The organism is Nodosilinea sp. LEGE 06152 (assembly GCF_015207525.1).
In the GTDB taxonomy this organism is placed as follows: domain Bacteria; phylum Cyanobacteriota; class Cyanobacteriia; order Phormidesmidales; family Phormidesmidaceae; genus Nodosilinea.
Map to the genome: position 1 here is coordinate 196,578 of NZ_JADEWR010000005.1, position 26,543 is coordinate 223,120.

Annotated in this window: 25 protein-coding genes; 11 read left to right on the top strand and 14 right to left on the bottom strand. The window is 58.1% G+C overall.

Annotation, left to right across the window (positions count from 1 at the left end; genetic code table 11):
- Positions 1–114: 114 nt before the first annotated feature.
- Genes IQ265_RS10145 through IQ265_RS10155 form a run of 3 tightly spaced genes read right to left on the bottom strand, consistent with a single transcriptional unit; the run spans position 115 to position 1,244 of the window.
- A complete protein-coding gene (locus IQ265_RS10145) occupies positions 115–567 on the bottom strand; it encodes an HNH endonuclease signature motif containing protein (RefSeq protein WP_194052992.1) in 453 nt (150 codons plus the stop codon).
- The gene (locus IQ265_RS10150; RefSeq protein ID WP_194052994.1) at positions 554–802 is read right to left on the bottom strand and encodes a hypothetical protein; all 249 of its coding nucleotides are present in this window, start codon (positions 800–802) and stop codon (positions 554–556) included. Before IQ265_RS10150 ends, IQ265_RS10145 begins: the two co-directional genes overlap by 14 nt.
- A 52-nt stretch (positions 803–854) precedes the next feature.
- Complete coding sequence (locus IQ265_RS10155) at positions 855–1,244, bottom strand: hypothetical protein (protein WP_194052995.1); 390 nt, start codon at positions 1,242–1,244, stop codon at positions 855–857.
- Here IQ265_RS10155 and IQ265_RS10160 point away from each other — a divergent pair.
- A complete protein-coding gene (locus tag IQ265_RS10160) occupies positions 1,233–1,454 on the top strand; it encodes a hypothetical protein (RefSeq protein WP_194052997.1) in 222 nt (73 codons plus the stop codon). The two genes, IQ265_RS10155 and IQ265_RS10160, sit on opposite strands and share 12 nt — an antisense overlap.
- Here IQ265_RS10160 and IQ265_RS10165 read toward each other — a convergent pair.
- The 6 genes from IQ265_RS10165 to IQ265_RS10190 form a co-directional block, all read right to left on the bottom strand.
- Entirely contained in the window at positions 1,425–2,984 is a 1,560-nt protein-coding gene (locus tag IQ265_RS10165) for a pentapeptide repeat-containing protein (protein ID WP_194052998.1), read from the bottom strand. The genes IQ265_RS10160 and IQ265_RS10165 overlap by 30 nt on opposite strands.
- Before the next feature lie 392 nt (positions 2,985–3,376).
- Positions 3,377–3,958: a Uma2 family endonuclease gene (locus IQ265_RS10170; RefSeq protein WP_194052999.1), complete on the bottom strand. Its 582-nt coding sequence runs from the start codon at positions 3,956–3,958 to the stop codon at positions 3,377–3,379.
- 50 nt (positions 3,959–4,008) lie between these two features.
- On the bottom strand, positions 4,009–4,554 hold the full coding sequence (locus IQ265_RS10175; protein WP_194053000.1) for an EF-hand domain-containing protein: 546 nt from the start codon (positions 4,552–4,554) through the stop codon (positions 4,009–4,011).
- A gap of 198 nt (positions 4,555–4,752) precedes the next feature.
- The gene (locus IQ265_RS10180; RefSeq protein ID WP_228037760.1) at positions 4,753–6,606 is read right to left on the bottom strand and encodes an ABC transporter ATP-binding protein; all 1,854 of its coding nucleotides are present in this window, start codon (positions 6,604–6,606) and stop codon (positions 4,753–4,755) included.
- A 380-nt stretch (positions 6,607–6,986) separates the two neighbouring features.
- Complete coding sequence (locus IQ265_RS10185) at positions 6,987–7,889, bottom strand: glycosyltransferase family 2 protein (protein ID WP_228037761.1); 903 nt, start codon at positions 7,887–7,889, stop codon at positions 6,987–6,989.
- Between the two features lie 215 nt (positions 7,890–8,104).
- A complete protein-coding gene (locus IQ265_RS10190; protein WP_106873209.1) occupies positions 8,105–8,287 on the bottom strand; it encodes a CsbD family protein in 183 nt (60 codons plus the stop codon).
- A 193-nt stretch (positions 8,288–8,480) separates the two neighbouring features.
- Here IQ265_RS10190 and IQ265_RS10195 point away from each other — a divergent pair, with 193 nt between their 5' ends.
- The 3 genes from IQ265_RS10195 to IQ265_RS10205 all read left to right on the top strand — a co-directional run bounded on the left by IQ265_RS10195 (position 8,481) and on the right by IQ265_RS10205 (position 10,653).
- Complete coding sequence (locus tag IQ265_RS10195) at positions 8,481–9,164, top strand: ATP-dependent Clp protease proteolytic subunit (RefSeq protein WP_194053001.1); 684 nt, start codon at positions 8,481–8,483, stop codon at positions 9,162–9,164.
- 115 nt (positions 9,165–9,279) lie between these two features.
- Complete coding sequence (locus IQ265_RS10200; RefSeq protein ID WP_194053002.1) at positions 9,280–9,915, top strand: ATP-dependent Clp protease proteolytic subunit; 636 nt, start codon at positions 9,280–9,282, stop codon at positions 9,913–9,915.
- A gap of 75 nt (positions 9,916–9,990) precedes the next feature.
- Positions 9,991–10,653, top strand: coding sequence for a DnaJ domain-containing protein (locus tag IQ265_RS10205; protein WP_194053008.1), 663 nt, complete (start codon positions 9,991–9,993; stop codon positions 10,651–10,653).
- Between the two features lie 2 nt (positions 10,654–10,655).
- Here the strand turns inward: IQ265_RS10205 and IQ265_RS10210 are convergent, their stop codons facing one another.
- The 3 genes from IQ265_RS10210 to IQ265_RS10220 form a co-directional block, all read right to left on the bottom strand.
- Positions 10,656–11,729, bottom strand: coding sequence for a glycosyltransferase family 4 protein (locus tag IQ265_RS10210; protein WP_194053010.1), 1,074 nt, complete (start codon positions 11,727–11,729; stop codon positions 10,656–10,658).
- A 283-nt stretch (positions 11,730–12,012) separates the two neighbouring features.
- Positions 12,013–13,266: a HEAT repeat domain-containing protein gene (locus IQ265_RS10215; RefSeq protein WP_194053012.1), complete on the bottom strand. Its 1,254-nt coding sequence runs from the start codon at positions 13,264–13,266 to the stop codon at positions 12,013–12,015.
- 252 nt (positions 13,267–13,518) lie between these two features.
- Positions 13,519–14,526 (bottom strand): EamA family transporter, encoded by a 1,008-nt coding sequence (locus IQ265_RS10220; RefSeq protein WP_194053014.1) that lies wholly within the window; start codon positions 14,524–14,526, stop codon positions 13,519–13,521.
- Positions 14,527–14,787: 261 nt separating this feature from the next.
- On the opposite strand from IQ265_RS10220, the gene sppA reads away from it, so the two are divergent.
- A complete protein-coding gene (sppA, locus tag IQ265_RS10225; RefSeq protein WP_194053016.1) occupies positions 14,788–15,651 on the top strand; it encodes a signal peptide peptidase SppA in 864 nt (287 codons plus the stop codon).
- Between the two features lie 143 nt (positions 15,652–15,794).
- Positions 15,795–16,172 (top strand): chorismate mutase, encoded by a 378-nt coding sequence (gene aroH / locus IQ265_RS10230; protein ID WP_194053122.1) that lies wholly within the window; start codon positions 15,795–15,797, stop codon positions 16,170–16,172.
- Between the two features lie 52 nt (positions 16,173–16,224).
- On the opposite strand, the gene crtR is transcribed toward aroH, so the two are convergent.
- Positions 16,225–17,112 (bottom strand): beta-carotene hydroxylase, encoded by an 888-nt coding sequence (gene crtR / locus IQ265_RS10235; protein ID WP_194053018.1) that lies wholly within the window; start codon positions 17,110–17,112, stop codon positions 16,225–16,227.
- A 308-nt stretch (positions 17,113–17,420) separates the two neighbouring features.
- Here crtR and pyk point away from each other — a divergent pair, with 308 nt between their 5' ends.
- Entirely contained in the window at positions 17,421–19,211 is a 1,791-nt protein-coding gene (gene pyk, locus IQ265_RS10240; RefSeq protein ID WP_194053020.1) for a pyruvate kinase, read from the top strand.
- A 122-nt stretch (positions 19,212–19,333) separates the two neighbouring features.
- Here the strand turns inward: pyk and psaM are convergent, their stop codons facing one another.
- Positions 19,334–19,429 (bottom strand): photosystem I reaction center subunit XII, encoded by a 96-nt coding sequence (gene psaM / locus IQ265_RS10245; protein ID WP_194053022.1) that lies wholly within the window; start codon positions 19,427–19,429, stop codon positions 19,334–19,336.
- A gap of 238 nt (positions 19,430–19,667) precedes the next feature.
- On the opposite strand from psaM, the gene phoU reads away from it, so the two are divergent.
- From phoU to IQ265_RS10265, 4 genes are all read left to right on the top strand, one after another.
- On the top strand, positions 19,668–20,327 hold the full coding sequence (phoU, locus tag IQ265_RS10250; RefSeq protein WP_194053024.1) for a phosphate signaling complex protein PhoU: 660 nt from the start codon (positions 19,668–19,670) through the stop codon (positions 20,325–20,327).
- Positions 20,328–20,852: 525 nt separating this feature from the next.
- Positions 20,853–23,237 (top strand): ribonuclease R family protein, encoded by a 2,385-nt coding sequence (locus IQ265_RS10255; RefSeq protein ID WP_194053027.1) that lies wholly within the window; start codon positions 20,853–20,855, stop codon positions 23,235–23,237.
- A 286-nt stretch (positions 23,238–23,523) separates the two neighbouring features.
- Positions 23,524–24,174 carry a flavin prenyltransferase UbiX gene (locus IQ265_RS10260; protein ID WP_194053029.1) on the top strand — a complete coding sequence of 217 codons (651 nt, stop codon included), beginning with the start codon at positions 23,524–23,526 and terminating at the stop codon, positions 24,172–24,174.
- Positions 24,175–24,204: 30 nt separating this feature from the next.
- Complete coding sequence (locus tag IQ265_RS10265; RefSeq protein WP_194053030.1) at positions 24,205–25,449, top strand: hypothetical protein; 1,245 nt, start codon at positions 24,205–24,207, stop codon at positions 25,447–25,449.
- Positions 25,450–26,543 lie beyond the last annotated feature (1,094 nt).

Here is a 26,543-nt window from a genome sequence, read left to right on the forward strand (position 1 = left end):
ACCGAGGATTGATGCTGTTACTTTCGTTTATATCACTCTATTTCCCAGCTAGAAAGGTGTCTTAATAAAGCCTTGACAAGTCTTTAAGATGCCCATTGCAGCTTTGACAAAAACTTACTCTGACTGCTGCGGATCGTCCTTTGAGGGATGTAATCCGCTCATGCTCCACAGTTGTCTACAGGTTTGAATAAATTTATCAGGGCGGCGATTGTCGTTGAGGTCAAGGCGATCGCAAGTAGCCCTACCTGTAGGGGTAACCCCAAGCAGAAGCGTTCCGTCGGCTGACCAGATGAAATGATCAGCCCAGCGTTGTTGCCGAGGATTAAACGAAACAGTCTCTGCACCGGTTTCTGGATCGATACCTGCGATGAAGTTGTAACGCCTTTCGTTGCAGCGGCGGCAGGCGAGAGCAAGATTGTCGAGGTCATCTGTCCCACCCAACGATTGCGGCTGAAGATGGTCGATGGATAGCGGGGCTGAGCTTAAAAGCTCTGGATAATGGCAGTACTCACACCGAAACTGCGCCCGTTGACGCACCTGAAAACGCAGCGCCTTAGGAAGGCTCATGGGCTTGAGCAGCCATGACGGCATTGATGTAGCTGAAGATATTGTCTAGTTCGCCAATGGTTTCTAGTTCGAGGCTTTCTTCAGCAGTGAGTGTATCTGCCTTTTTTTTGTCCAGCAGTTCTTGCATGCGATCGCCCAGCTTGTCAGTAAATTTGAAGAGGGTGAGGTTGTTGACCTGTTGAATACACAGACCCTCGGGCAGGATGGACGAAGGCTTAAGTAGGGTTGTAGTCATAGCGCTACGCACCATAAATAGGTACTTCAAGTTTAGCCGGATGGCTCAATCTCTACAGTCCAAAGATGCCAGCGATCAGCGGCCAGGCTTGCTTGATGAATAGGCCCATCTGAATGGAGCCAGCGACGCTGGAAATGTTGTTGAGCAGGGTCATGGATTGTTTGGCAATTTTCTTCATGGCGGAGTCTTGGGGATTTTGGGCGGCAGTGGCCAGGGCTTGCAGTTGCTCTAGGGCATAGGCTCTGCTGGCGTCGGTAAGCTGGCTGTCGCTCTGAATCAAAGCTTGCAGTTGGCTGAGCAGAGCTTTGAGGTCGGGTTGCTGGGGGGCCGCGGCGGGTAGTTGGTTGATCTGGTTGGTGACCTGGGCGTTGATGTCGCCAAAGCTAACGGTGGAGTTGGTGATGTTGCCAGTGATGTTGAGATTGTTGCTGTGGTCGTTCACGTTGTTGTTTCCTGCAATGGCTTTGACATTGATCGTTTGCTGGGCTTGCAGCTTTGCAATTTCAAAGAAATCGTTGCTTTTCTCTCGATAAATCTCAATTTCACGGTCCTTGGCATGCAATTTGGCTTTGTAAAAGTTCTCTACATTCTTCAGGGCTTTTTTGTAACGCTGCATAAAGCTCTAGTGGATGGCCGACTTATCGGCACCTAGGGATGCCTGTAGTTTGACCACAACTACGCCATCACCTTTATTTTCAAATCCTAAAACGTCTAGATTGGCTCCTTCATGCTCGACTTTAACATCTTTAAAGGTTTGTACAAAGGCCTTCCAATCGACGCCGTTTTGAAAGATAAGATCGATGGTGTCGAGCACTTCTTGAAAGAGTTTGCTGAATTCGCTAGGGGCAAAGCTGCCACTGCTGGGGCGGCGCTCTCGTTGGTTGTGAAGTAGGTAAACATAATCGCAGTGAACGTTATCTAAACAGGTAGAGCTTTCAATGTTCCAAGCTTCTAAGGTGGCTCCAGTCAAGGAAGAACTGCTAAAATCGGTGCTAATGCAACTGGCCTCGGTCAAATTAGCATGTTGCAGATTGGCACCGCTAAGCACCGCTTCGCTAAGAATTGCACCATTTAGGTTAGCGTTTGTTAGGTTTACACCTACCAGGTTCGCACCGCGCAAATTGGTGTTGAAATAATTTTGATTAGCCCCATTTAGTGTTACCACTAACTTAAGCACCTGAGGATTTTGCAGAATAGAATTACCTACCCTCGCTCGATCTAGTTTTTTGGTCTTTTCCCAGCGCACGTTAGTCAACACCGTTGAATGCTGGCGCGAGGCGGCAAAGTTAGTGTTTTTAAGAATGGCTTGAGCAAAACAGGCCCTAGTTAAATCGGCCCCGGCAAAGGAGGTGCCGCCAACAGCACCAATCGCTAGGGCAAACACACGTATCACCGCAAAATCTTTATCACCTTTGAGGGAGCGCCAGGCTACATAGATGTTCAAGACTATGACTGCAAATGTGACTGCGCCTGCGACTGTACCTGCGACTGCACCTGCACCTATAGCTGATAGCCCGACACTACGCTGGACTATATTTACGTTTGCAACTGTGAATATGACTGCGATTGTACCTGATACTGGACCTGTATCCACAACTGCGAGTATGACTGCGACTAAACCTGCGGTTGCGGCTATAAGTGCAACTATAGATGCTCCTGTAAGCAGGCCTCCGCTTGTGAATACTGTTGTCAATGATGCGATAAAACTTAGCAATAAAACTGTGGTCAGGGTTTTAAAGGTCAGCCCCTGACGGACAATGGAAGCGAACATGCCTAACAAAATAAATAGTGTCAAAAAACTAGGTGAAATAAGAAAAATGAAATGCAAGTCAGAAATATATTCAAATATTACTGGTTGAAATAACTGGAATACAACAAACTGAGAAATCGTGGATGAGGTGGCGTAACTAAACAGTATCGCCAACGAAAGACTAAAGGCAAGTTTCCCTATTAACCACCGCCCTTGCAGTCCTGCTCTGGCTTGGCCAAATTGTGTGCTTTGAAGGCTAGCATTTACAAATTGGGTGCCGCGTATATCAGTGCGGCTGAGGTCGGCACCGCTGAGGTCAATGCCTTTTAGGTTCATGCCGCGCAGCGATTCGCCGCTGAGGTCTACTTCGGCAAAGTTGCGCTCTCCGGCGCGGTAGCGGCGCTGTAGTTCTTTGGCGGTAAGCCGTTGCATGATGGGCAGGGCTGTTGTAGAGCTAGGGTTTGTAATCCCCCCTGCCCCCCCTATTAAGGGGGTACATGATTGGCCTTTTACCGCAAGGGGCTAGGGGGATCAGAACGGCTTTCCGGCATGTCTCATGACAACGAAAAGCGCTGTGTTTCCTAAAACTACAAGGGCTCAGCCCAAATTTCGGTAATGTTTTAGCGAAAATCTAGATTTAGAAACCGGGTTTCTGGGTCAAAAGGCAGCATCCTATGCCTACCCGCAGAAGAAACCCGGTTTCTGCGGCAGGGTGTTGCTTATGGCAGGAGAAGGCCCAGGAGTTTTCTGCGCCTTGCCACAAATTTACTCCAGCTTCCCAGAAAACCCTGGGATCTGGTGTAGGAGTAAGGGTGCAATTCCACTCACTCAAAAATTGCTACCGCCGTCAGCCCAAACCCTGGCACTACAGTAGATTGCAGCGGTTCTGCCCCGCTGTAGACTCGGTCTTCGTACTGCCCACTCACCCACAGACACAGCGTCACCTGCTGGGTTTCTGGATCGACAATCCAGTATTCCGTAATGCCGCGCGCCGCATATTCGGTGTGTTTGTAGCGGTAGTCGCGTTCTCGGTTGGCCTGCCCAGGGCTGACCACCTCCACCACCAGTGCCGGGGGCGGCATATCGCGGGTAATGGTCGCGCGGGTTGCCCCCGCTACAGCAGCCTTCGAGGCTTCGGTATGTACCAGCAAATCGGGGATGCGGCCCGTGGCACGGCGTCCGGTGACCTCAATCTCCGTATCCTTGTGAGCCAAGAGGGCGATGGGTATATGCTTCGCCAGTTCAAACAGTAGCTTTCGGGCAATGTCGTTGTTTTCTTCCGATTCTGGGGGCATTTCCACCAGCACTCCGTTCACCAGTTCGTAGCGGGTATCGGTGCCATCGTCATGGCGCAGATAGTCCTCAAAGGTCAAAAGCTGGGTTTCTGTCGAGAGGGCTGGGTTCATGGGTACAGTGCTCCGCTCGTGCAAGGCCGTAAAGCCGATTCTAAGGAATTCTAGTAAGGCCCAAACATACCGTTGGCCGGGTTGTCGGCATCGTCGCTACAGCAAAAGGCGCTGAAGTGCTCCAAAAACTCGGCCTTGGTCAGCCAGCCATCCTGGTCGGTATCGAGCGGCGGAAACACTAGGGGCGCATAGACCGGCGACTCGTTAAAGGCGGCTAGCAGCTGCCCCCATTCTTCCTGGTTAACTTTGCCGTCTTCATCCTGGTCAAAGACATCAAAGATCAGATCCATCAGGCTGATAATGTCCTCTGCATGAAGCTCTGTGTCGGATAGGCCGTCCTCGTAATAGGCCAGCCATTCGGCGCGGGAAACCTGATGGTTGTGGGCGGTGTCGGCTTTTTTTTCGAGCCCCTGCCACTTGCGCATGAGCTTATCTTGCAGCACCAGGCAGCGGGGCGATCGCAAGGACCAGTTGCGCAGGGTAGAGAGCTTTTTAAACATCAGCTCGAAGTCTTTTTTGACCAGTACTCCGGTGTAGTCAGAGTCGTACATGCTAAATAGCTTGGTCAATTTGCGCTGTTGCAAGTCGGTTAACATAGCCTGTACGTTCCTCCGTCCCGTTGGTTGTCATCAGCCTATGGTACTTTCAGGTTGCCTGTTGTGGCGTGCCTATGTGGGTTCATTCATAAGCTGACCCATCAACGAGATGGTTTGATTGGCGAGGTAGATTCCCAGGGTTCTTCTACGCTTTGTCGGGGTTTGCCAGTCAGGGTTAGAACCCTGGGATCTGGTGGGCTACAAATACCCTGCCGCCTGCATGGTGAATAGGCGGGCATAGCGACCGTTCTGCCGCAGCAGCTCCTCGTGGCTGCCCTGTTCGATCAGTTTGCCGTTAGCCAGCACAATGATGTTGTCGGCCCGTCGAACCGTCGAGAAGCGGTGGGAGATTAAAATCGCCATCTGATCCTGGGTAGCTTCGCGGAACTGCTCAAACAGACGGGTTTCGGCCTCGGCATCCATTGCCGAAGTCGGCTCATCGAGCACCAGAATGTCGGCGTCGGTGCGCATAAAGGCGCGAGACAGGGCAATCTTTTGCCACTGGCCGCCGGAGAGTTCCTGACCACCAAAGAACCACTTGCCGAGCTGGGTGTCGTAGCCGTCGGGCAGCGACTCAATGAACTCGGTGGCGGTGCCTTTGGCGGCCGCGACCTGCCAGCGCTGGGCATCCTCAAAGTCGCTCACATCCCCAACACCAATATTTTCGCCCACCTTAAACTGGTAGCGCACAAAGTCCTGAAAAATTACGCCGATGCGCTGCTGCACCACGTCGGCATCCCACTCTTGCAGGTCGCGGCCATCCAGCAGAATACGACCCTGGGAAGGCGTGTAAAGACGGGTAAGCAGTTTGATTAGGGTGGTTTTGCCCGAGCCATTCTCCCCCACGATCGCCATCTTTTCCCCCGGCTTCAGGTGAAAGGAGACATTCTCTAGGGCCAGGCGATCGCTGCCCGGATAGGTAAATGACACATGCTCAAACCGCAGCCCATCGGTCGGGTCAGGGCCGCGATCGGCGGTGCCCATGTCCTCTGGCACCGGCTGTTCGAGAAACTCGTAGAGGTTGGCCAGGTAGAGCCCGTCTTCGTACATGCCGCCGATCGCCGTCAGGGTGCTAGCAAAGGTGGTTTGCCCCTGGCGAAACACCGTCAGGTACATGGTTAATTCGCCCAGGGAAATGCGGCCTGCGATCGCCTCCAGCACAATCCAGCAGTAGGCCAGGTAAAACGATACGGTGCTCAGCAGGCCCAGCCCATAGCTCCAGCCGCTGCGGCGCACCGTCAAACTGCGGTCTTCTCTGTAGAGGCGCTGAAAAATATTTTGATAGCGTTCTAGCAGCAGCGGCCCCAGGCCGAACAGCTTCACCTCCTTGGCAAAGTCTTCGCGGGCCAGCAGCGCCTCCAGGTAAACCTGCTGCCGGGTTTCGGGCGATCGCCACTTAAACAGGCGAAAGGCTTCCCCTGCGAACTGGGTTTCGGCGATGAAGGCGGGCAGAGTGGCCACGGCCAGCAGCGCCACCGCCCAGCCCGAAAATTGCAGCAGCAATCCCCCAAAGGTAACCAGCGACAGCACATCTTGCACCACCCCAAAGGTGCGATTCACCATGCCCAGGGGCCGAGCCGAGGCCTCGCGCCGAGCCTGGGTCATCTTGTCGTAAAACTCAGAATCTTCGAAGTAGGTCAGCGGCAGGGTCTGGGCCTTTTCAAGAATCATCACGTTGACCCGCTGCCCCAGCAGCACCCGCAGCAGCGATTGGCACAGGGTTAAGCCCTGCCGCGCCCCCGCTAACCCCGCCACCAGCACAGCTTCTAGAGCCAGGTACATCAGCGCGGCCTGGCGATCCACCGCCAATCCCGATTGGGCCGCCCTGACCACGCCATCTACAATTAGCTTTCCAACATAGGCGATCGCCGCCGGTAGCAAACCTGCCACCAGGGTCAGCAGCCCCAGCGCCACCGTCAGCCGCCAGTCGGTCTGCCACACGAGCTGAATAGCTCGCTGCCCGTAGCGATACATCCCCAATGATTCGCCCAGGTTGCGCCACGACGCCTTCTTTTTGGGGGGCGAAACCCGTTTTACCCGGTATTCACTCATTTTCCTACGATAGCGTTGCAGGGGAGTGGGTGGCTGGATGAGTGGGTGAGGTTTTGGTCCTTGCTCTAAACGGTAGCCTCCAAACTGCGACCAATCTACCCTCCAAACTTAGCAGTGCACAGACCAAACCTTCTGTTGGGTCTGTGCACTGCTAAGTTTACGTTTGCGCCCTACTGAGGGCGACGGTTCCTGGTCGAGCGGGGGCTGGGGACAGTCGAAATACCCCCAGCGGCAGCTCTGGCTCTGTCCCGCGTTTTTGGCTACACCTGCTTATAGGGCAGGCGGTATTGGTGGAGAGTGGCCTGATCCAGTTCAGGGCAAACGGTGTTTGCCCCTACGGCAGACCTGCCCTGCTGTACTGGTGACGCCCCAACATTTAGTCAGGCGGCGCTATTTTCTATAGCGGCAACATCAGCAGGAAAGTCCTTCAAGCCAACAACTTCCTCACCAGGTTGCACCCCGGTCAGGTATTCGGGATGCATTAATTCTCGCGCCTTGAGCACAATCAAATACTCATAAAACGCCTGGAGGGTGCACCAAGCTAGCCCGGCTCGGCCGTCGCGCCAGCCACCGAGAATAAACATCATGTAGAGCCACCGCGTCAGGGGGCGCAGGGGCAGTCGCAGCGAGAGATCCTTCAGCGCTCGCCGCCGCTCGACTTCAGATTTGCCCCAAAATAGAGCCTGCCAATCCACGCGGCCCGCCTGAAGCTGCCGCAGGGTTTCGGCGGCCTCGTCGGTGGAGTAGCGGTTGTGTTTGTCGATCCAGCGGCTGAGCCCCTTGCTACAGGTGTAGTGGGGGTAGGTCTCTTGCAAAAAGCCGGTGGGGCCGTCTACGATCTCGCGCTCGGTATGACCGTAGTCGTCAAACCACACTTTGCCCCGCCGCAGCAGCCGCAGCTGATAGCGGGGAAACTGGGTGCTGCGGCGAATCCAGCGGCCCATAAACATCACCCGCTCGGCTACGTAGTAGCCGACTTTATCGCCGTTGGCGATCGCATCCAAACATTCGGCAAACAGCTCCGGCGTCATGCGCTCGTCGGCTTCGAGAATGTAGGCCCAGTCGTAGCGGTAGGGCACCTGTTCGAGCATCCAGGTGCGCTGATGGCCGTGGCTGGCAAAGGGATGTTCGACGAAGCGAATGGGGTACTGGGTGGCGATCGCTTGGGTGCGATCGCTGCTGCACGAGTCCACCACAATTACATCGTCTGACAGCAGTGCCGACTCAATACAGGCGGCAATATCTCGCTCTTCATTGTGGGTCAGAATAAAAATAGAGAACATAGGCGCGGTATATCCCAGCGGTAGACAGGAACTCTCCCTGGTTTAGGGAACCCATTTTGGCCCCCAAACTGAAATCTACTCGCCAACTTGGCCACCAGCCACAGTTCCAAAGCATCTTTACGCTGTCGTTATTGCGGCCATTAAAAAGGGGCAGCCACTGGCCGCCCCAAACGCTATTAGGCAACGCTCAAGCGTAAGCGCTAGCGCTGTATTGCCTAGTCGATCGCTCGCTTCAGAGAATCTTTCACATCTTCCTTGGCATGGGTGGCCTGAGCCTCGGCTTGCTTGGCCTCACCCTCGGCTTTATCTTTCGGGTCGCCTGTAATTTCACCAGCGGCGGCCTGCATTTTGCCTTCTATATTCTTAGCGGTGGCCTTAGCGCGATCTTCAATAGACATAGTAGAAGTTCCTTAACGTGATTTACTTCTACCGTAGAGCTAAGCCCATCGACACCTCATCTATAACAAGGGCGAAATCGGGTGTGCATTTAGGTAGAACCTGAGGTGAGGATATCCGTCTTGGGGGCGGCGTCGAACCCGGCTCAATCCCGCGTTACACTGTTCAAATGCCGTATTTGGGCGTCTTCGGTCTATGAGTTTAGAGATTAAAGCCGTGCAGGCACCGTATGGCGATGCAACGTACCGCACGCCGCCCCCAGACTTACCCTCACTGCTGCTGAAAGAGCGCATTGTCTATCTGGGGCTGCCCCTCTTTTCAGGGGACGACATTAAGCAGCAGGTGGGTATTGACGTCACCGAGCTAATTATTGCTCAGCTACTGTTTTTGCAGTTTGACGACCCCGACAAACCCATTTTCTTCTACATCAACTCCACCGGCACCTCCTGGTACGACGGCAACATGATTGGCTACGACACCGAAGCCTTTGCCATCTGCGACACCATGAACTACATCAAGCCCCCGGTGCACACTATCTGCATTGGTCAGGCGATGGGGTCGGCAGCGGTAATTTTGGCCGCAGGCACCAAGGGCTATCGGGCCAGCTTGCCCCACGCTCGCATTGTGCTTAACCAGCCCCGCAGCGGTGCCCAGGGTCAGGCTACCGATATCGAAATTCGGGCCAAAGAGGTGCTCGACAATAAGCGATCGATGATGGACATTCTCGCCAAGAGTACCGGCAAGAGCCTGGATCAGGTCATGCGCGACTCTGACCGGATGTTCTACATGAACCCCGAAGAAGCCAAGGAATACGGCATTATCGACCGGGTGTTGGCCAGCCGTAAAGAGCTGCCGGTGGCTGCCGGAGTGGGCGTTTAGACCCAACGCCAAGCTGCACTCAAGATTCAGGCGCGATATTCAGGCGCGATCGCCCCTAAAGGCGGTCTTGGCTCATTCCAGTTCTGTTGTTTTGTTTTTAGGTTGAAAGAGCACTATGCCCATCGGCACTCCCAAAGTTCCCTATCGTTTGCCCGGTAGCCAGTACTCCCAGTGGGTCGATATCTACACCCGCCTCAACCAGGAGCGGATTATCTTTCTGGGTCAAGAGGTGACCGACAGCCTGGCCAACTCCATTGTGGCCGCCATGCTGTACCTCGACTCCGACGACAACACCAAGCCCATCTACCTCTACATCAACTCCCCCGGTGGATCGGTGACGGCAGGTATGGCCATCTACGACACCATGCAGTACATCAAGTCTGATGTGGTCACCATTTGCCTGGGTCTAGCGGCCTCCATGGGAGCATTTTTGTTGGCGGCGGGCAGCCAAGGCAAGCGCGTAGCTCTGCCCCACTCGCGCATTATGATTCACCAGCCCATGGGTGGCACCGGGCGGCAGCGGCTCCAGGCCAGCGACATTGCGATCGAGGCCAAAGAGATTCTGCGGGTGCGTCAAGAACTCAACGAGATGATGTCTCGCCACACCGGGCGTTCAATTGAGCAAATTCAAAAGGACACCGATCGCGACTACTTCATGTCGGCAGAGGAGGCCGTTGCCTATGGCCTAATCGACCGCGTGATTGAAGAGCGCACCCAGGAGCTTGCTGCTCCTGTGCCGGCTACGGTCTAATTCGCTGCGCCATTTTCGCTTAGAGTTGGCAGAATAGGGGCAGCACACGTACCCCTGCTATAGAGTTAGCGAACCATGGCGCTGGCGCATTACTACCGCATACTAGGGCTTAGAACCGGGGCCAGCTTTGGCGATGTCAAGCTGGCCTATCGTAATTTGGCCCGGCTCTACCACCCCGACACCAACCCCGGCGACCAGCTGGCGAAGGAAAAATTTATTCAGGTCACCCAGGCGTACCAAGCGTTGGTGAATGCGCTTCCCCCTGAGGCCGTCATAGCTCAGCGGACTCCCCCCAAACCGGCCCCAGCGGCCCCAACAGCACCCGCCCCAGTCGCTCCCCAGGTGCCGCCCGTACAGACAAAAGCACAGGAGCAGGAGATTGAGCTGACCGTCAGCCCAACACCGGGGGGTTCTGAGGCCGATCAACAGCTCAAGGTGGCCAGCTTTAAGCAGCTGCGAGAGTTCTTCCGAGGGCAGCGCTTTCCCCGAGCGGTGGCTTTAGTCGAAGGGCTCGCCCAGCGCTTCCCCGACGATCCAGAAATTCGTCAGTGGCACGCCATTACCTACTACCGCTGGGGCCACGACCTGCTCAGTACCGGCAACCTTAAAAAGGCCGAAGCCTGTTTGAAAAAGGCCCGTCGGGTTGACCCTCAAAATCGCTCGCTACGCCAGGCGTTACACCACGACTTTGTGCGTCTAGAGCAGCTGGGCCAGCGCTCCATGGCCCAGGCCCAGTAGGGTTATGTACGGCCGATAATAGTTTCAAACCACTGCTCAAAGCGGAGGGCTAGGGCCTCGAGGGAGTAGTCAGTTTCGGCCTGGCGGCGGCAGGCGTGGCGATCGCACTGGTCAATCTTCCTAATCGCCTCCACCAGCCCCGATACCGAGTCAGGTTCTACTAGCCACCCGGTTTTACCCTGCTGCACAATCTCAGCGGGGCCGCCGCGGGCGTAGGCAATCACCGGCACCCCACAGGCCAGGGCCTCGATCGCCACATTGCCAAAGGCTTCGATCCAGCGCGGGGTCATCACCAGGGCACGGCACTGGCGCAGCACCTGCTGGAGTTCACGGGTGGGCAAAAAGCCCAAATAGTAGTCAGCGGCGTGGGGAAAGCGATCGCAGAGCTGTTGCCAGTAGCTGGCGTCCTCCAGCTTGCCCAAGATTTTGAGCGGCACCTGGGCCATTTCGGCGGCCTCCAGCGCATCTTCCAGGCCTTTTTCAGGCGAAATACGCCCCAGCCAGGCCAGGGCCTCGCCGGGGGTAGCGCAAAAGTCGTACTGCTCTAAAGCGATCGCGCTACTGAGAATTGCAAAGGCATCGGCCACCCCAAAGGTCTCGGCCTGGGTGCGGGTATAGGCTCCTAGCCGCCCCGGAAACTGCCGCGCCACCTGCTGAATAGCCTCGTCCATTGCGTCGTTGAGAGAGCCCATAGTGACAAAGTGGGCCACTGGCGTATCAAAAAACTCGGTCAGGTAAAAGGGCAGCCAGTCGTAGGCCAGGTTCACGATCAGATCAAATTGCTCCTGCTGCTGCTGGGCGTAGCGCCACAGGTTGCCCAACACGCTGTCAGCCGGGAGAGTAACCAGAGCGTTGCGCCCCTGGGTGTGAGCTGTAGGCTGAAGCTGACCAGAAACCTCCACCACAGGCACATCGGCCAGGCTAGACCCCTCTGGTGCCGCCACTGTTACCTGGTGCCCCCGCGCCCTCAACCCCTGGCACAGGTTAAGCAAGGTCAACTCGACACCGCCCCCTAGCCCAGACCCCAGCGGTCCTACGGGAGTTGAGATCAAGAGCAGGCGGCGGGGGGATGGCATGGGCGGGGGTAAACGTAGGTAGGGCAGGAAAAGACGGTGCTTGAAGTTTTAGATCGGTAATTCTGGATCGGTAATTTTGGATTGGCAATTCTACTTATACCAATCGTCCATGCCGCTAGCGCAGCACCCTCAACAATAAAAACAGCCATAGCCATTCCCTAGCCCCTTTGGAGCGGCTGAGTGCCCAGCACTCGCTTCGCGAACACCAACGACCTCGCTCAGGGAACGGCTATTTTTAGAGCAGGTTCAGTCCATTGTCCAAATCCAAAATCCAAAATTCCCCTTAGGAGGGCGGAATACGACGACCCTCGTGAGTTGGCCTCTGGCGATCGTCGTCGTAGGCAGCTTCCAAAGCGGTGGGTTCGCTGGGGTAGGGAGCAGTGGGTATGCGGTTGAGCTGGGTCAACGCCCACCGGGCGGTTTCTTGCACCCCAGGGTCAGGGTCTTGGCTGGCGTGGGCGAGCATATGACTGAGCTGCACCACCGTATCGTAAACCCGGCTGAGGTCGCGAATGGCGTTTTTGCGCACCTCGGGGCTGGGGTCTTGCAGCCCTAGGGCCAGGGCGCGGTGCATGGGCTTGAGGCTGCGGCTGCTAATCTCCGCTAGAGCCGCCAAAATCAGGCTTTTCTCCTGGGAGTCGGCCTCTAAAAGCCCATTTACCAAGGGCTGAATAACGTCGGAATGGCCCCGCTGCCCCAGCTCCCAAATAGCGTGGCGGCGCACTGAGCTATCGGCGCTGCCTAGCTCATGTACCAAAGAATCGACTACATCCACGCGACTCAAGCGGGTAGTGGCTTCCAGCGGCAGGTCGGTGGCGGCTGGGGCCTCAGGTGCCGCTGGGTCTAAAGCTGGTGGCAGATTGGTTTCAGGCAGCACGGTGGGCGAATTGCCCGCTCTAGAACGCCTTTTTCCTTGGCCTAGCCATAGCCAGCCCCCCAGGCAAACCGCCAGCGCCAGGCCGCCCACCATGAACCAACCCAGGCGACGACTGAGACGGTTCGGAGGATTGGTAGCCGGTTCTAGAGACTCTGCCTCCGGTACCTCAAGCGGTGCAGCGTCACCCTCGGCACTGGGTAACAGCACTGGCAGGTCCGCTGCCGCTGAGGCATCGTTCGCAAGCAGTTGGGGAGTGCTCATGCGCTGCCAGGTGGCCTGGTCGAGGGTGCCCGTTGGGGGAAGTTCAACGCTGGTTTGAAAGGCCGCGATCGCCGCCTTAGTTTCCTCCCCGTAGCGTCCGTCCACCGCTCCCTGGTAAAGGCCCTGCAGCCGCATCTGCCGCTGTAGCATCATCACCTCATCGCCCTCTGCCCCCGGCTGCAGCAGCACCGGGTTAGGAGCAGAGGAGGCGTTCGTCTGAATTGGTGTATTGGCTTGAGCAATAAAATCTGCCCGTTGCTCTCCTAGGTTCGGTAGGACGGCGGTTCTTGACCAGGCAGGGGATACGTCTCCTATGCCCAAGGCCGACAGACCGGCAATCAGGGCCAGGGCCACCGCACGACTGCCGCTGGGGCCGAGCCTACATCCTGGCAATAGCATTCTCATGTTCATGACAGCCCATAGCTGGCGGTGACGGTTACCCAGTGCGGATGCCCCTAAGGTAACTTACCCCGCTGGGGGCAGAGCGATCTATGGGAGGAGGYKGKYKSWTRGGTGGGCGGGTAGGCGGGTAGATGGGTGGGCGGGTGGATGGGTAGATGCGATTGGCGATTGAGTTGGGAGAGAATTAGGTGAGGGGATGATCAATATTACGCCCCCATGCTCCTACTCACTCATCCGCCTACTCTTCCCCTAATCTGGCTCTACCGAAGAAGCCGTCGCTCCATAGGCCAGCATCCACTGCCGCAGTTTCTGGGTGAGGGCGTCGCGCTGGTTGATCAGGTAAATGCTGACCAGGGTAAAGCTCACCCCCAACCACTGGAGCGAGCTCAGGGTTTCGGCCAAAAATAGATTGCCAAACAGCAGCGCAAACACGGGAGTCAAGAAAGTGAGGGCGCTGAGGCTGGTGAGGTTGCCCTGAGCCGCCAGGAAGAAGAAAATACCGTAGGCCAGGGCGCTACCAAAGAGGGTCGAGTAGGCGATCGCGCTCCAGTCCAACCCGGTCAACCCCTGCCAGGGTTGCACCTCGCCCAGGGCCGATAGACCAAACAACGGCAGACCGCCCAGCACCATGTGCCATCCGGTAGCCACCACGGGGTCAACGTGGCGACACACGTAGCGAATCAAAATGGTGCCCGTCGCCATCGACAGCGCCGCCAGCAGCATCAGCCATTCGCCGCCCTGCAGCAGGGTATTGAGGGCGGTGCCCCCCGTTAGCCAAGTGGTATCGCCATGGAAGAGAGCAAAAATCCACTCGTCGGGCAGGCCCAGCAGGCTAATGCCCGCAATGCCCCACAGCAGGCCAATCCAGCCCAGGGCACCAATGTGTTCGCCAAACAGGCCTCGCGCCATCACCGCCACCGCCAGGGGTTGCGAGTCGATCATTACCGAGCCTAGGCCTGCCCCGGTGCGCTGCAGGCCCGCCGCCAAAAAGCCCTGAAAGAGGGTGCCATCGACCAGGGCAAAAAGCGCTATCCACAGCCAGCCCCGACGGCTAATGGCCTGAGGCCGCCGCAGGAGAAAACTGACCAGCAACACCACGGCCCCGGCAGGCACTAGCCGCGTACCGGCCATAAAGAACGGTGTGGTGTGGGGCATGGCCCCCTTCATCGCCACCATGGCGGTACCCCACAGGAAAAAAGGGGCAATGAGCACAATGGGGTTACGGGCGGCGGTTGAGGGAGCGGCGGCTGAATCCATAGGGAGAGGGGGTGAGGTCGTTAAGAACTAGCCCAAAAGTTAGCCCAGAGGGCGATCGCGGCGGCCAGAGACTTTCTTTAAGGAATGTTAACGCAGTTCGGGATCGGCTGCGCCCAGCTAGGCACAGCCCCCGCTCCGACGCTACAGCGCGCTGCCCCGGCGCAGTGTGGTTTTGGCTACAATTGAAAGCTAACCTCAGTCCCCCAGGGGCTCGTTGGCTACCGTCTGTCCTTGAATTCGTTTAGGTTTGCTTTAACCCCTATGGTCTGGCCGTTTTCGCCCCGTTTTCGCAAGTCCATTGCCCGCATTGAGGTCACTGGCGTGATCGCCGCCGCCACCCGCAAGCGCGTGCTCGAAGCCCTCAAAGAAATTGAGGAAAAGCGCTTTCCGGCGCTGCTGCTGCGCATCGACAGCCCCGGCGGTACCGTCGGCGACTCCCAGGAAATCTACACGGCTCTGCAGCGGCTCAAAGACAAGCTCAAAATTGTGGCCAGCTTCGGCAATATCTCCGCCTCGGGCGGCGTCTACATTGGTATGGGGGCTAACCATATCATGGCCAACCCCGGCACCATCACCGGCAGCATTGGAGTGATCCTGCGGGGCAACAACCTGGAGCGCCTGCTCGATCGCGTTGGGGTGTCGTTTAAGGTGATCAAGTCTGGCCCCTACAAAGACATTCTGGCCTTCGATCGCGAGCTTACCGACCCCGAAAAAGGCATTCTGCAAGAGCTGATTGACGTCAGCTACGGGCAGTTTGTCAAAACCGTGGCCGAGGCCCGCCGACTCAGCGAAGACACCGTACGCACCTTCGCCGACGGCCGCATTTTTACCGGCGAACAGGCGCTCCAGCTGGGCGTGGTAGACCGCTTGGGCAGCGAAGAAGACGCCCGTCGCTGGGCCGCCGAACTGGTCGGGCTCGACCCCGAGAAAGCCGAGTGCATTACCTTCGACGAGAAAAAACCGCTGCTGAAGCGGCTGGTGCCCGGCAACAGCAGCCTCATTCTGCCTGGAGCCTCAAGCCTGCCCTACCCCCAACTGGCCGTGCCCGCCCTCAGTGCCACCCTCGAATGGCTGGAGTTTGAGCGCTCTACCAGCGGCATTCCCCTATGGCTGTATCGCCCCTAAGGGCGTAGTTGTATCTACCCCTTAAGGCACTGGTCAGATCGCGAGCCTGGTAGGATTAAGCGGTAAAATGCAGTCAATTCTCTTCCTCAGTTGCCCGCATGGTGCCTCTGGGGCCTTGAAGAATGACCTTTGGAGGTTGCAGCGTGGACTGGCGAGTGTGGGCAATTCGAGGAGCAGTGACGGTATCAGAAAATACCGAGGGGGCCATTCGGGAGGCGGTGACAGAGCTGGTAGACGCTGTGGAGGAGCGCAACCGCCTCGACCCCACCTACATTATTAGCGCCACCTTTTCGGTCACCCGCGATTTGGATGCTGTGTTCCCGGCTGCGATCGCCCGTCAGCGCCCCCAGTGGGACAATGTCGCCCTTCTGGATGTGCAGCACATGCACGTTGAAGGCAGCCTGCCCTGCTGCATCCGCATTCTAATGCACGTGCAGCTTCCTGTGCTCCACGGCAAGGTGCAGCACGTCTACCTGCGCGGTGCCCGCGACCTGCGCCCCGATCTGGTAGTAACGGGTTAACAACCCCAGTAGGGGCACAGCATGTTGTGCCCCTACTGGGGTTGTGCCGGAGTCAATGCTTCTTCAGGCGAATACCCAAAAACAGGTCGTAGAGAAACCCGAAGAAATCTTTCATTTGCAGCAGCCCTAGCGATTGGGGTGACCCTTTCTCGTCGAGCAGAGGCTTCATCACCTCGTAGGTGGGCTTGTACTTGTACCAGGGCACTGAGGGCCACAGGTGGTGCACCAGGTGGTAGTTCTGGCCCATGATCAGCAGATTGAGAACGGGGCTGGGGTAAACGCGGGCATTTTTCCAGCGATCGCGGTCCTGAAACGGCCGATGGGGCAGGTAGTCAAAAAACAGGCCTAGGGCAATACCCACCACCAGGGCAGGCGAAAACCAGTAGTTGAAGAGATAGCCCAAAAAGTCAAATCGACAGGCCATAAATACCAGCAGGCCCACCGCAAAACGGCCCAAAAACCACTCCAGCAGCTCCCAGTTTCGCCACAGCCGCCGCTTGAAGAAATAGATTTCGTGGTAAAAAAAGCGAGCCGCAATCAGCCACAGGGGGCCGCCGGTTGACACGAAATGGTCGGGATCGTTTTCGGGATCGTTGACGTGGGCGTGGTGCTGCAGGTGCACCCGCGTAAACACCGGAAATGAAAACCCCAGGATCAAGGCACTGCCGTGACCCAGCAAAGCATTCACCACCCGGTTGCGGTGGGCCGAGTTGTGGCTGGCATCGTGAATTACCGTCCCCGCCAGGTGCAGAGACAAAACATTCATTAGAAACACACACCAGCTAGCCCAGTGCCAGCAAAAATAGCCCACCGTAGACAGACTCATGAGCCCAACGGAGGCTATAAACATGAGACTGTTCAAACTTAGCCCGCCCTCAGTTTTCAATAACTCGGGGGGTACCGTTTTTCGAATCGTCAGGGGCTCAGCTGCCGCCGACATGTTGCATCGCTCCTACACCAGTGTCTTCGGTAGTATACGTTACGACGCATAAACATTAAAGTTTTGTGACGTCGCTTAAAGCCTGAAGGTTCCACCCCGCGTGTTGAGGGCAATGCAGAACTTTGGTAACCCTAGGCTGTGGCAGGCGGTTTATCTTCGGTGAAAACGCTGAAATTCTTGCTGGTTTTGGGGTTAGGCGTAAAGCCCCTCGGCATTCGTGCTACTATCCCTGTGCTTTATGGCTACCAACCTGTGGGCTTGATCAAGCGTTCGGGGCGGTAGCGTTTTACTCTCAGTAGAGGTCATTTATGCCCCTGCGCAACGCTGTTCGCCGCACCAAAATTGTTGCCACCATCGGCCCTGCCACTCAAGATGCCGATGTACTCCGGGCACTGATCGAAGCTGGGGCTACCACTCTGCGGCTCAATTTTTCCCACGGCAGCCACGACGACCACCAGCGCAGCATTCGTCTAATTCGCCAAATTTCCTTTGAGCTCAACCAGCCCGTCGGCATCCTCCAAGACCTGCAGGGGCCTAAAATTCGGCTGGGTAGATTCGAGCACGGTTCGATTGTGCTGGCTAAGGGCGATCCCTTTGTGCTGACCAGCGAGATTATTGTGGGCAACCAGGAGCGCGCCTGCGTCACCTACGACAAGCTGGCCCTAGAGGTGCCCGCTGGGTCCACCATTCTGCTGGATGACGGCAAGGTGGAGATGCAGGTGGAATCGGTCGATTTAGAGGCCCAGGAGCTGCACTGCCGCGTGGTCGTGGGCGGCACCCTGTCTAACAACAAGGGGGTCAACTTTCCGGGGGTGTATCTCTCGGTGAAGGCGCTCACCGACAAAGACCGCGAAGACCTGCTGTTTGGCCTCAACCAGGGGGTTGACTGGGTGGCGCTGAGTTTTGTGCGCAACCCTCAGGATGTGCTGGAAATCAAGGAGATTATCAGCGCCGCTGGCAAAAATGTGCCGGTGATCGTCAAGATCGAAAAGCACGAGGCGATCGAGCAGATGGAGGCGATTTTGTCGCTCTCCGACGGGGTGATGGTGGCCCGGGGCGACCTGGGGGTAGAGCTGCCCGCCGAGGAGGTGCCCATTCTGCAAAAACGGCTGATCGCCATGTCTAACGCCCTGGGCATTCCGGTGATTACGGCCACCCAAATGCTCGACAGCATGGTGTCTAACCCCCGCCCTACTCGCGCCGAGGTCTCTGACATTGCCAATGCCATTCTCGACGGTACCGATGCGGTGATGCTCTCCAACGAGACCGCCGTGGGCAAGTTTCCGGTGGAAGCGGTGGCGACGATGGCCAAGGTCGCCATCTGTACCGAACAGGAGGGGCTGACGCTGGGCGATCGCAACATTAGCGGCGCTCGGCGCTCTATTCCCAACGCCATTAGCCAGGCTGTGGGTCGCATTGCCGCTCAGCTCAACGCGGCGGCCGTGATGACGCTGACTAAATCGGGGGCCACCGCCCGCAACGTGTCGAAGTACCGCCCCGAAACGCCAATTTTGGCGGTCACGCCCCACGTCAACGTGGCTCGCCAGCTGCAGCTGGTGTGGGGGGTACGGCCCCTGCTGGTGCTCGATTTGCCCTCTAGTACCCAGACTTTTCAGGCGGCTATGAGCGTCGCCCAGGAAAAACACCTGCTCAACGACGGTGACCTGGTGGTGCTGACAGCGGGAACCCTGCAGGGCGTGTCAGGCTCCACTGACCTAATCAAGGTGGATGTGGTCACCGCTGTGGTAGGGCGCGGCGTTGGCATTGGCGAGGCCTCGGTGAGCGGGCGAGCGCGGGTAGCCCGCAACAGTCTGGAGGTCAACGATTTCAACGATGGTGAAATTTTGGTAGTGCCCAACACCAGTGCCGATTTTGTTGAGGTGATTCGGCGGGCAGGGGGCATTGTCACCGAGGATGACAGCCCTACCAGCCACGCGGCAGTCATTGGCCTGCGGCTGGGGGTGCCAGTGATTGTGGGGGTCAAAAACGCCACCGAAATCATCCGCGACGGCAGCATTCTCACCCTCGATACCCGGCGCGGCCTGATCTACTCGGGGGCACTGGGGCCAGTCAAAAACGAGCCTGCTATGAGTTTGTAGGGCGGTCTTTCCCGCCGCCATTGTCAACATTCCATAACAAAAGGCTTCGGTGCTCATGACGCCGAAGCCTTTTGTTATGGTGAGTTATAGCCGTGGAGTACTAAAATGCACCCCAACTTAACCTACTTATAAAGCTCAGTAGACAGGCGAAGTGCCAGAATACCAGGCAATAAAGCTACGGCTAGGGCAATAAAAATCTGAGTTTCTGAAAGGGGCATACAAAATACTCCTCAAAGCTGAGTGAATGACGCTTAGAAAGACGCTTGGTCTAGACCGATTGTTAACTAAGACGGGATCTTTCGCGAGGCGGTCGGGCCTAACTGTTACAGAGCTTAATGGGAACTCAGCTGGGCAGGGCTGGCGTTTCTGATTTTAGAGATCATCCCAGAGCCTGATAGGGTGAAGGGCTACGGCCACTGCTGTTTCAATCTTCTCGGTGTGCTAGCAATGCTTGATATGGACACAACTCAACCAGTGCGCGGTAACTTTGAGCGGCAGCTGTTGCGGGTGCAGCGCGACCTGCTGCGCATGGGAGCCCTGGTTGAGAACTCCTGTGTGCTGGCCCGGGAGGCCCTGTGCGATCGCAACCTGGATGCCGCCCAGCGCCTGCACCGCCACGACAAGCAGATCGACCAGTTCTACCGCCAGATCGAAGTGGACTGCATGCACCTATTCACGCTTCAGGCCCAGCCTGAGGCCGAAGACCTGCGGCGAATTGGCGCATTTATGCAGCTGGTGCGCGACCTCGAACGCATTGGCGACTACGCCGAAGACCTGGGCGAAGTCGCCATTAAGCTCTTTCCCTACCCGGTCCACCCCTTGATGGGGCGCGTGCAGACCATGCTCGATCGCTGTCGATCGATGGTGGCCATGTGTCTGCTGGCCCTGTCTGACCTGGATGCCGAAAGCGGCCTGGAAATTAAGCAAAAAGACGACGCGATCGACACCGACTACGACGAACTCTACGCCCTGCTGGCCCATCAGACCAACCTGATGGGGTCGGTCGAGCCCACGGTGCTGCTGGTGCTAGCCATTCGCTACATGGAACGGATCGCTGACCACGCCACCAATATTGGCAAGCGGGTGGCCTATATCGTTACCGGCGAGCGAACTTGAGAGTAGGACACAGGGTACAGGGTTCGAGGGTAGAGGTGACCTGATACCCTGTACCCTGCACCGCAGACCGCTTTACAAAACGTTGCCTACCATTGACAAAAAGATTTGACAGCGGTCCATTTCCTGAGAAACTGTAGGAGTAGCCTGTTCCCCGTCGCTCCTGTTCCCTTTTGCTGAGGGGGGCTAGCCCTCGCTGCAGGTCTGGCCTGGGGTTGTGGTTGCCATCAGCCGGGTTCATCTGCGGCTGTAGCGGTTACACTTGGGCGTTGGCGGTTCCAGGCGGCTGTCTTCTCGGCCAAAGCTGGAGGCCGAAGCCAGGGTATTAGGATCTGAAACCTTGCTTTAAGCCAACGAATCGAGGTCGGTTTCAGCTACAACGTCACCCCCGGCTGCGGCGCTGCCTCGTTACCACAGGCGGTTTGCTAAAGCTTCCCTTTCGCTCTAAACCAGGAAGCTAAACCGGGTTGATGCCCTGACCCAGTCCAGGGCACCCAGTCATGAATAGTTTTAGGAATCAGTCGCTACATGGAACTCTCGATCGCGGCCCTACTGGCCAGCTTCGCCAAAGACAAGACCCACACCCTCAAAGGGTTGGAGAAAAAGCTGCACTGCAATGACGATGCCAGCCAGCGCGACCTGCAAATTGCCGTCGATGCCCTCGAGCGGCTGGGAGTGCTGGTCAAGGAGCGGGGCAAGTACCGCCGCAACCTGGCCGAAGATGTGATTGAGGGCAAGCTGCGCTGCTCCAGCAAGGGCTTTTGCTTTGCTATTCAAGACGAGGAGGGGGCCGACGATATCTACGTGCGAGAGAGCCAGCTAAATACGGCCTGGAACGGCGATCGCGTACTGGTCAAGGTGACCAAAGAGGGCAGTCGTCGCCGCAGCCCCGAGGGTGAAGTGCAGCTCATTTTAGAACGCGCCAACGCCTCGGTGCTGGCCCGAGTCAAGCAGGAAGCCGAAGAGTATCGGGCGGTGCCCCTCGACGATCGCCTGCTGTTTGAGCTGGCCCTAATCGAAAACGGGGGCAACCTAGCCGAGGCGGTCGATCAGCTCGCCCACGTCGAAATTGTGCGCTATCCCCTGGGGCAGCACCCGCCCCAGGGTCGGGTAGCCCAAATTTTGGGCAGCGACGCCGAAGCCGCTGCCGACATCGACATTGTCTACTGCAAGCACGACCTGCCCCGCACCTTCTCCGATGCGGTGCTAGCGGCGGCCCAGGAGTTGCCCACCCGCGTGCTCAAGGCCGACAGCAAGGGTCGCGTCGACCTGCGCGAGGCGCTAACGGTGGCGATCGACGGCCCCAACGCCCAGGTAATCGACGATGCCCTCAGCCTGGAGCGCACCAAAGCTGGCCAGTGGCGGCTAGGTATTCACATTGCCGATATTTCGCACTACGTGCCGGCCCACTCTGCAATCGACCACGAGGCCTGCAAACGCGGCACCTCGGTCTACCTCGGCGACGAGGTGATCCCAATGCTGCCGCCGCCTTTGTCTGGCCCCCTGGGGTCGCTGCTGGCGGGCAAAGATCGCCTCGCCATCTCCGTGCTGGTCACCCTCGATGATACGGGCGCAGTACTGGAGTATGAGGTGCAGCCCACAGTCGTGGCCGTAGACCACCAAATTTCCTACCAGGAAGCGCAGGCGGTGCTGGAGCGCGACAACTCAGAGCTGATTCAAAGCCTGGGCATCAAACCCAAAGCCCTGAAGGCCCTGGAGCCCGTCTATGACCTGATGGATAACCTGCTCTACCTGAGCCAGGCAATCAAGCGACAGCGGCTGCACCGGGGTTCCTTTGAGCTCAACTTGCCCGAGTACGACTTCCCCGCCGACGCGGGCGAGCCCTTGGCCCACTACCGATCGCCCAAGTTCCAGTACGACGACGAGGGGTTGCTGGGGGTGATGGTGACCGCCACCAGCCTACCCTCGCGGCAGATTGTCACCGAGTGCATGCTGCTGGCCAACCAGCTGATTGCGCAGCAGCTCAAGGCCCTGGGGGTGCCCGCCATCTACCGACTGCACCGCGCCCCCGACGCCAGCGATGTGCAAGAGCTGGTGAAACTGGCCGAAAACATGGAAATTCAGCTCACCCTTGACGACGAGGCTGCCCCTCAGCCCAAAGACTACCAGCGGTTTGTGGAGCAGTTTGCCGCCTCTGGGGCCGAGAAGATTCTCACCTACCTACTGCTGGAGACCATTCAGCCCGCCTTCTACAGCACCCACGCCGACCTGCACTTTGGGCTGGCCCTCACCGATGGCTACACCCACTTCACCTCGCCGTCGCGGCGCTACGCCGATCTGCTGGTACACCGCATTCTGCACGCGGTGTTTGAGTCGGGCCGCGATCGCCGCTCCACCCGCTCCAAAGACCCGGCTAATCTGCGCCACAGCTCCTGCCACGGCCAGGTCAACTGGAACGTGCTGCCCCCGGAAATTCAGCACGAGCTAGAAGACGACCTGCCCCGCATCGCCATTCACCTGACCGAGCGCGAGCGCCTGGCCCAGGAGGCCGAGTCAGACCTGGAGGGGCTCAAGAAAGCTGAGTTTATGCGATCGCATACCGGCGAAGTCTTCCACGGCCTGATTACCGGCGTGCAGTCCTACGGCTTTTTCGTCGAAATTGAAGAACTGCTGGTCGAAGGTCTCGTCCACGTCAGCTCGCTCAAAGACGACTGGTACGAGTACCGCGCCCGCCAGCAAAAGCTGGTTGGCCGCAAAAACCGCCAGCAGTACCGCCTCGGCGACAAAGTGGATGTGCAGGTCAAGAGCGTTGACTACTACCGCCAGCAAATTGACCTCGTCGCCGTCGGCGGCGGCAGCCAGGCCCCCGAAGACGAAGACAACAACTACAGCGAAGACGAGAACGGCGAGCCCATTAACCGCGACGACGGCGGGCGGGATGAGAGTGAGTAAAGGGTAGATGAGTTAGGGGTGGATGGGTGGATGAATTAGCTCTAATCCCCCTAGCTCGTTAGGATGAAGAGGGCGAGGGAGCGGCGGGCTAATAGTGTACTAGGTAGCCAGGTTTCGACTTCGCTCAACCTTCGGTGATCGAGGGCTGAGCGAAGTCGAAGCCCGGTAAGCAGGTACCTTATTTTCCTGCGAGTCCCCAAAAGCTTTAGAAGCGGCAAACCAGAGCGATAGCCCTTTAATTCACTCATCCACCCATCTACTCATCCACCCATTCACCCATCCCCAAATGCCCTCCACCGACTCACCCGCCCTCACCCGTCCCCTGATCGTGGGCGTCACCGGAGCATCGGGGTTAATCTACGCCGTCCACACTCTCAAACACGTACTGAACGCCGGCGGTGTCGTAGATTTGGTGGCGTCTAAGGCATCGCAGATGGTGTGGCAGGCCGAGTCGGGCATTCACATGCCCCTTGACCCCGACAAGCAAGAGCAATTTTGGCGCGACCAGGCGGGAGTCCCTACAGCGGGAAAGCTGCGCTGCCACCCCTGGGGCGACGTGGGGGCGACCATTGCCAGCGGGTCGTATCGGGCGGCGGGGATGGTGGTGATACCGTGCAGCATGAGCACCGTGGGGCGACTGGCGGCGGGGCTCAGCTCTGACCTGCTGGAGCGGGCCGCCGATGTGCAGCTCAAGGAAGGCCGAAAGCTGGTGGTGGTACCGCGCGAAACGCCGTTTAGCCTAATTCACCTGCGTAACCTAACGACCCTGGCCGAAGCTGGCGCGCGCATTGTGCCTGCCATTCCCGCCTGGTACCATCAGCCCCAGAGCATTGATGATCTGGTCGACTTTGTGGTGGCTCGCGCCCTTGACCAGCTAGAGATTGACTGCGTACCCCTCAACCGCTGGCAGGGGCATTTGCCCCACGAGTCACGATAGGATGGGCAAGATGGCGTTGTAGGGCTAACTATGGCTACCGTACGTCTGATTGTAGTGGTGCTGGTGCTGGGATTGGTGGTGCTGCTGGGGGTGCAAAACCTGGCCCCGGCGCTGCCGCTGGTGTTCTTTGGCGGCAGTACCCAGGCGTTGCCCCTGGGCATTTGGCTGACGGGGGCGGTGCTGCTGGGCGCGCTGACCACCCTGGCGCTAACAGCAGTGCTAGGCTCGGTGGGGGCCAGCAACCGCAGCCGATCGGCGGCGTACAAGTATCGGCCCCAGTCATTCTATGAGCCGACTGGGTCAGCTCCGGGTTCTGGTGCTGCTTCGGCTAGCCGAGCAGCGAGCGATCGCCGTAGCCCGCCCCCCTACACTAACCCTGCCTCCAGAGCCGCTGGGTCTGGCCGGGCGTCATCTTCCCCTGGCGATCGCCCCCCAGGTGACTCAGCCGACGACGACCCCAGCTGGCGAGCCTGGACCAACCTACAGTCGCCCGCTCGGTGGAATGACTGGGAATCACTCAGCCGAGCCTCTACGCCCAGCACCTCTCCTCCCGCTTCGGGGACGCCCTTAGACGCGGCCTCAGGCATTATCGATGGCGTTACCACCTGGTTTAGCAGCAGCAAGCAGCAAGCCAAACAGCAGCAGCGGGTCAACGAATCGCTGCGCGAGCTAGATGACGACTGGGGCGGGCTCGAAAATCAACCCTACACCACACCAGGGGTAAGCCCCGTGCAGGACAGCCTAGACGATATCAGCCAGGGCTGGGAGCAGGGCTATACGAGACCTTCCAGCCAGGACATCAACCGCTCCCCTGACCGCAACTTCGAAGCCCCCCAAGCCCCCCGTCGGGTTTATCAAGATGGATCGCTGTACTCCTACAGCTACCGCGATGACGACGACTCACCTGCGCCCAGCGGCCAGGTAGACAACATCTACGCCCCGCCCGACGATGTCAGCTACGGCAGCGGCTCAACCCCCAGGTATGCTGACTCGGGTTCTGAGTACGCCTCGGAAACGGTCTACAGTTTCTCATCCGATGCAGGCTACGACGAAACCTACAGCGCCGCACCCAATGACGATGACACCCCCCTCAGCGACCCTGAGATGGCCGAGGACGGCGTAGTTGATGCCGACTACCGAGTCATTGTGCCCCCCTATAGCGCCGCCGCCGAAGCCGCCGCCACCTCAGACTGGGCTAACAACAGGGACGACAGCACAGCTATTCAAAACGGCGACGACGAGTGGGACGCCGCCGATGACGCCCTCACCCCCTAACACCCGCACCTACCGACTCACCCCCTTTCTCCCTACGGGAGACGCTAGCGCGATCGCCTTCGCTCAGGGACCGCCACCCACCTACCCGCCCACTCTCCCACCCATCTACTCATCTTCCCCCTCCCATGACCCTGACCGATCGCCTCAACGGCATCAACCTCTACCTAATTGGCATGATGGGTGCTGGCAAGAGCAGCACCGGAGCCGCCCNNNMYSASACTKWSSGMTNRCCWSWWYKKCRWCAMCSWYKRYSTMATTGNNAKGMTGNSYGCKGGSMAGWSCAKYRCCGNAGNNRYYYTKGCCNNGNCYYWGGGCKANSCMGYYTTTCGWCANCNCGAWRSTRWSRTWSWGGCKGNSCKYKSGGCMKWCCRTYGCCNWGRTKWTTGCCRCCSRGGGCGRSGYYGYYWYYCRKCAGCWCNNNNGRARCTANMKGYACNSRCGGMRYTKTSGNGYSKWYMRWYGCMTNSYSMKKRCSWSCKGSRRSRGCGNTTGNKMCSSRGMWRCASRMCKSSMGCTANYTGCANNNYCAMGRCWKKSWGRYKWRGYTMAMWRCMYYSCYGGMCGWGCKGCAAKMSCKCTNYGSCCRGGSMKAYRKGCMGSYSGCTRTNNNTGCNSGRWSAMGANSTGGNAGRCKANMGCNCRCMMSCMYSCTGGCCNKARYKGNCNAANNMSWMTWCGNNCYSAGGCYGATKYKSMSGTGNNNNRYTGNTANRSTRCYGRMRAYSWKSWSSAGGCNNTCNGCNCRSMMGCNRSMSWSGSCCTAMKKGNANYCMRMGMMTKSGTKMWGAKSMKGWTTMTGCCSYGCTMMMTYKATNNNYTMCWGNRCWATNNCTNCASYMKKCTCNWKCKCARAMGSTSRANGANGGCCKANNCSGSCANNRTYCGCNKYCTSRGTGARGMYYWGSYWTAYRYYCMGCWRYYTCKRKKYCNCANCRSTNRTGGYYMAGTNCKKCKSCKYSGCMANNAMRGWYRRCRASSYCRAGGCCGMYRKGRTTCGCNNNSWCAKTGWGKYYWTGSCMTRCNKTSRGCANTTNCGNNSCCGNNYRYGGTGSWSGKCNRGTRSSSCKGMGNYSRMCATNMWRGMTGGNCAAMCT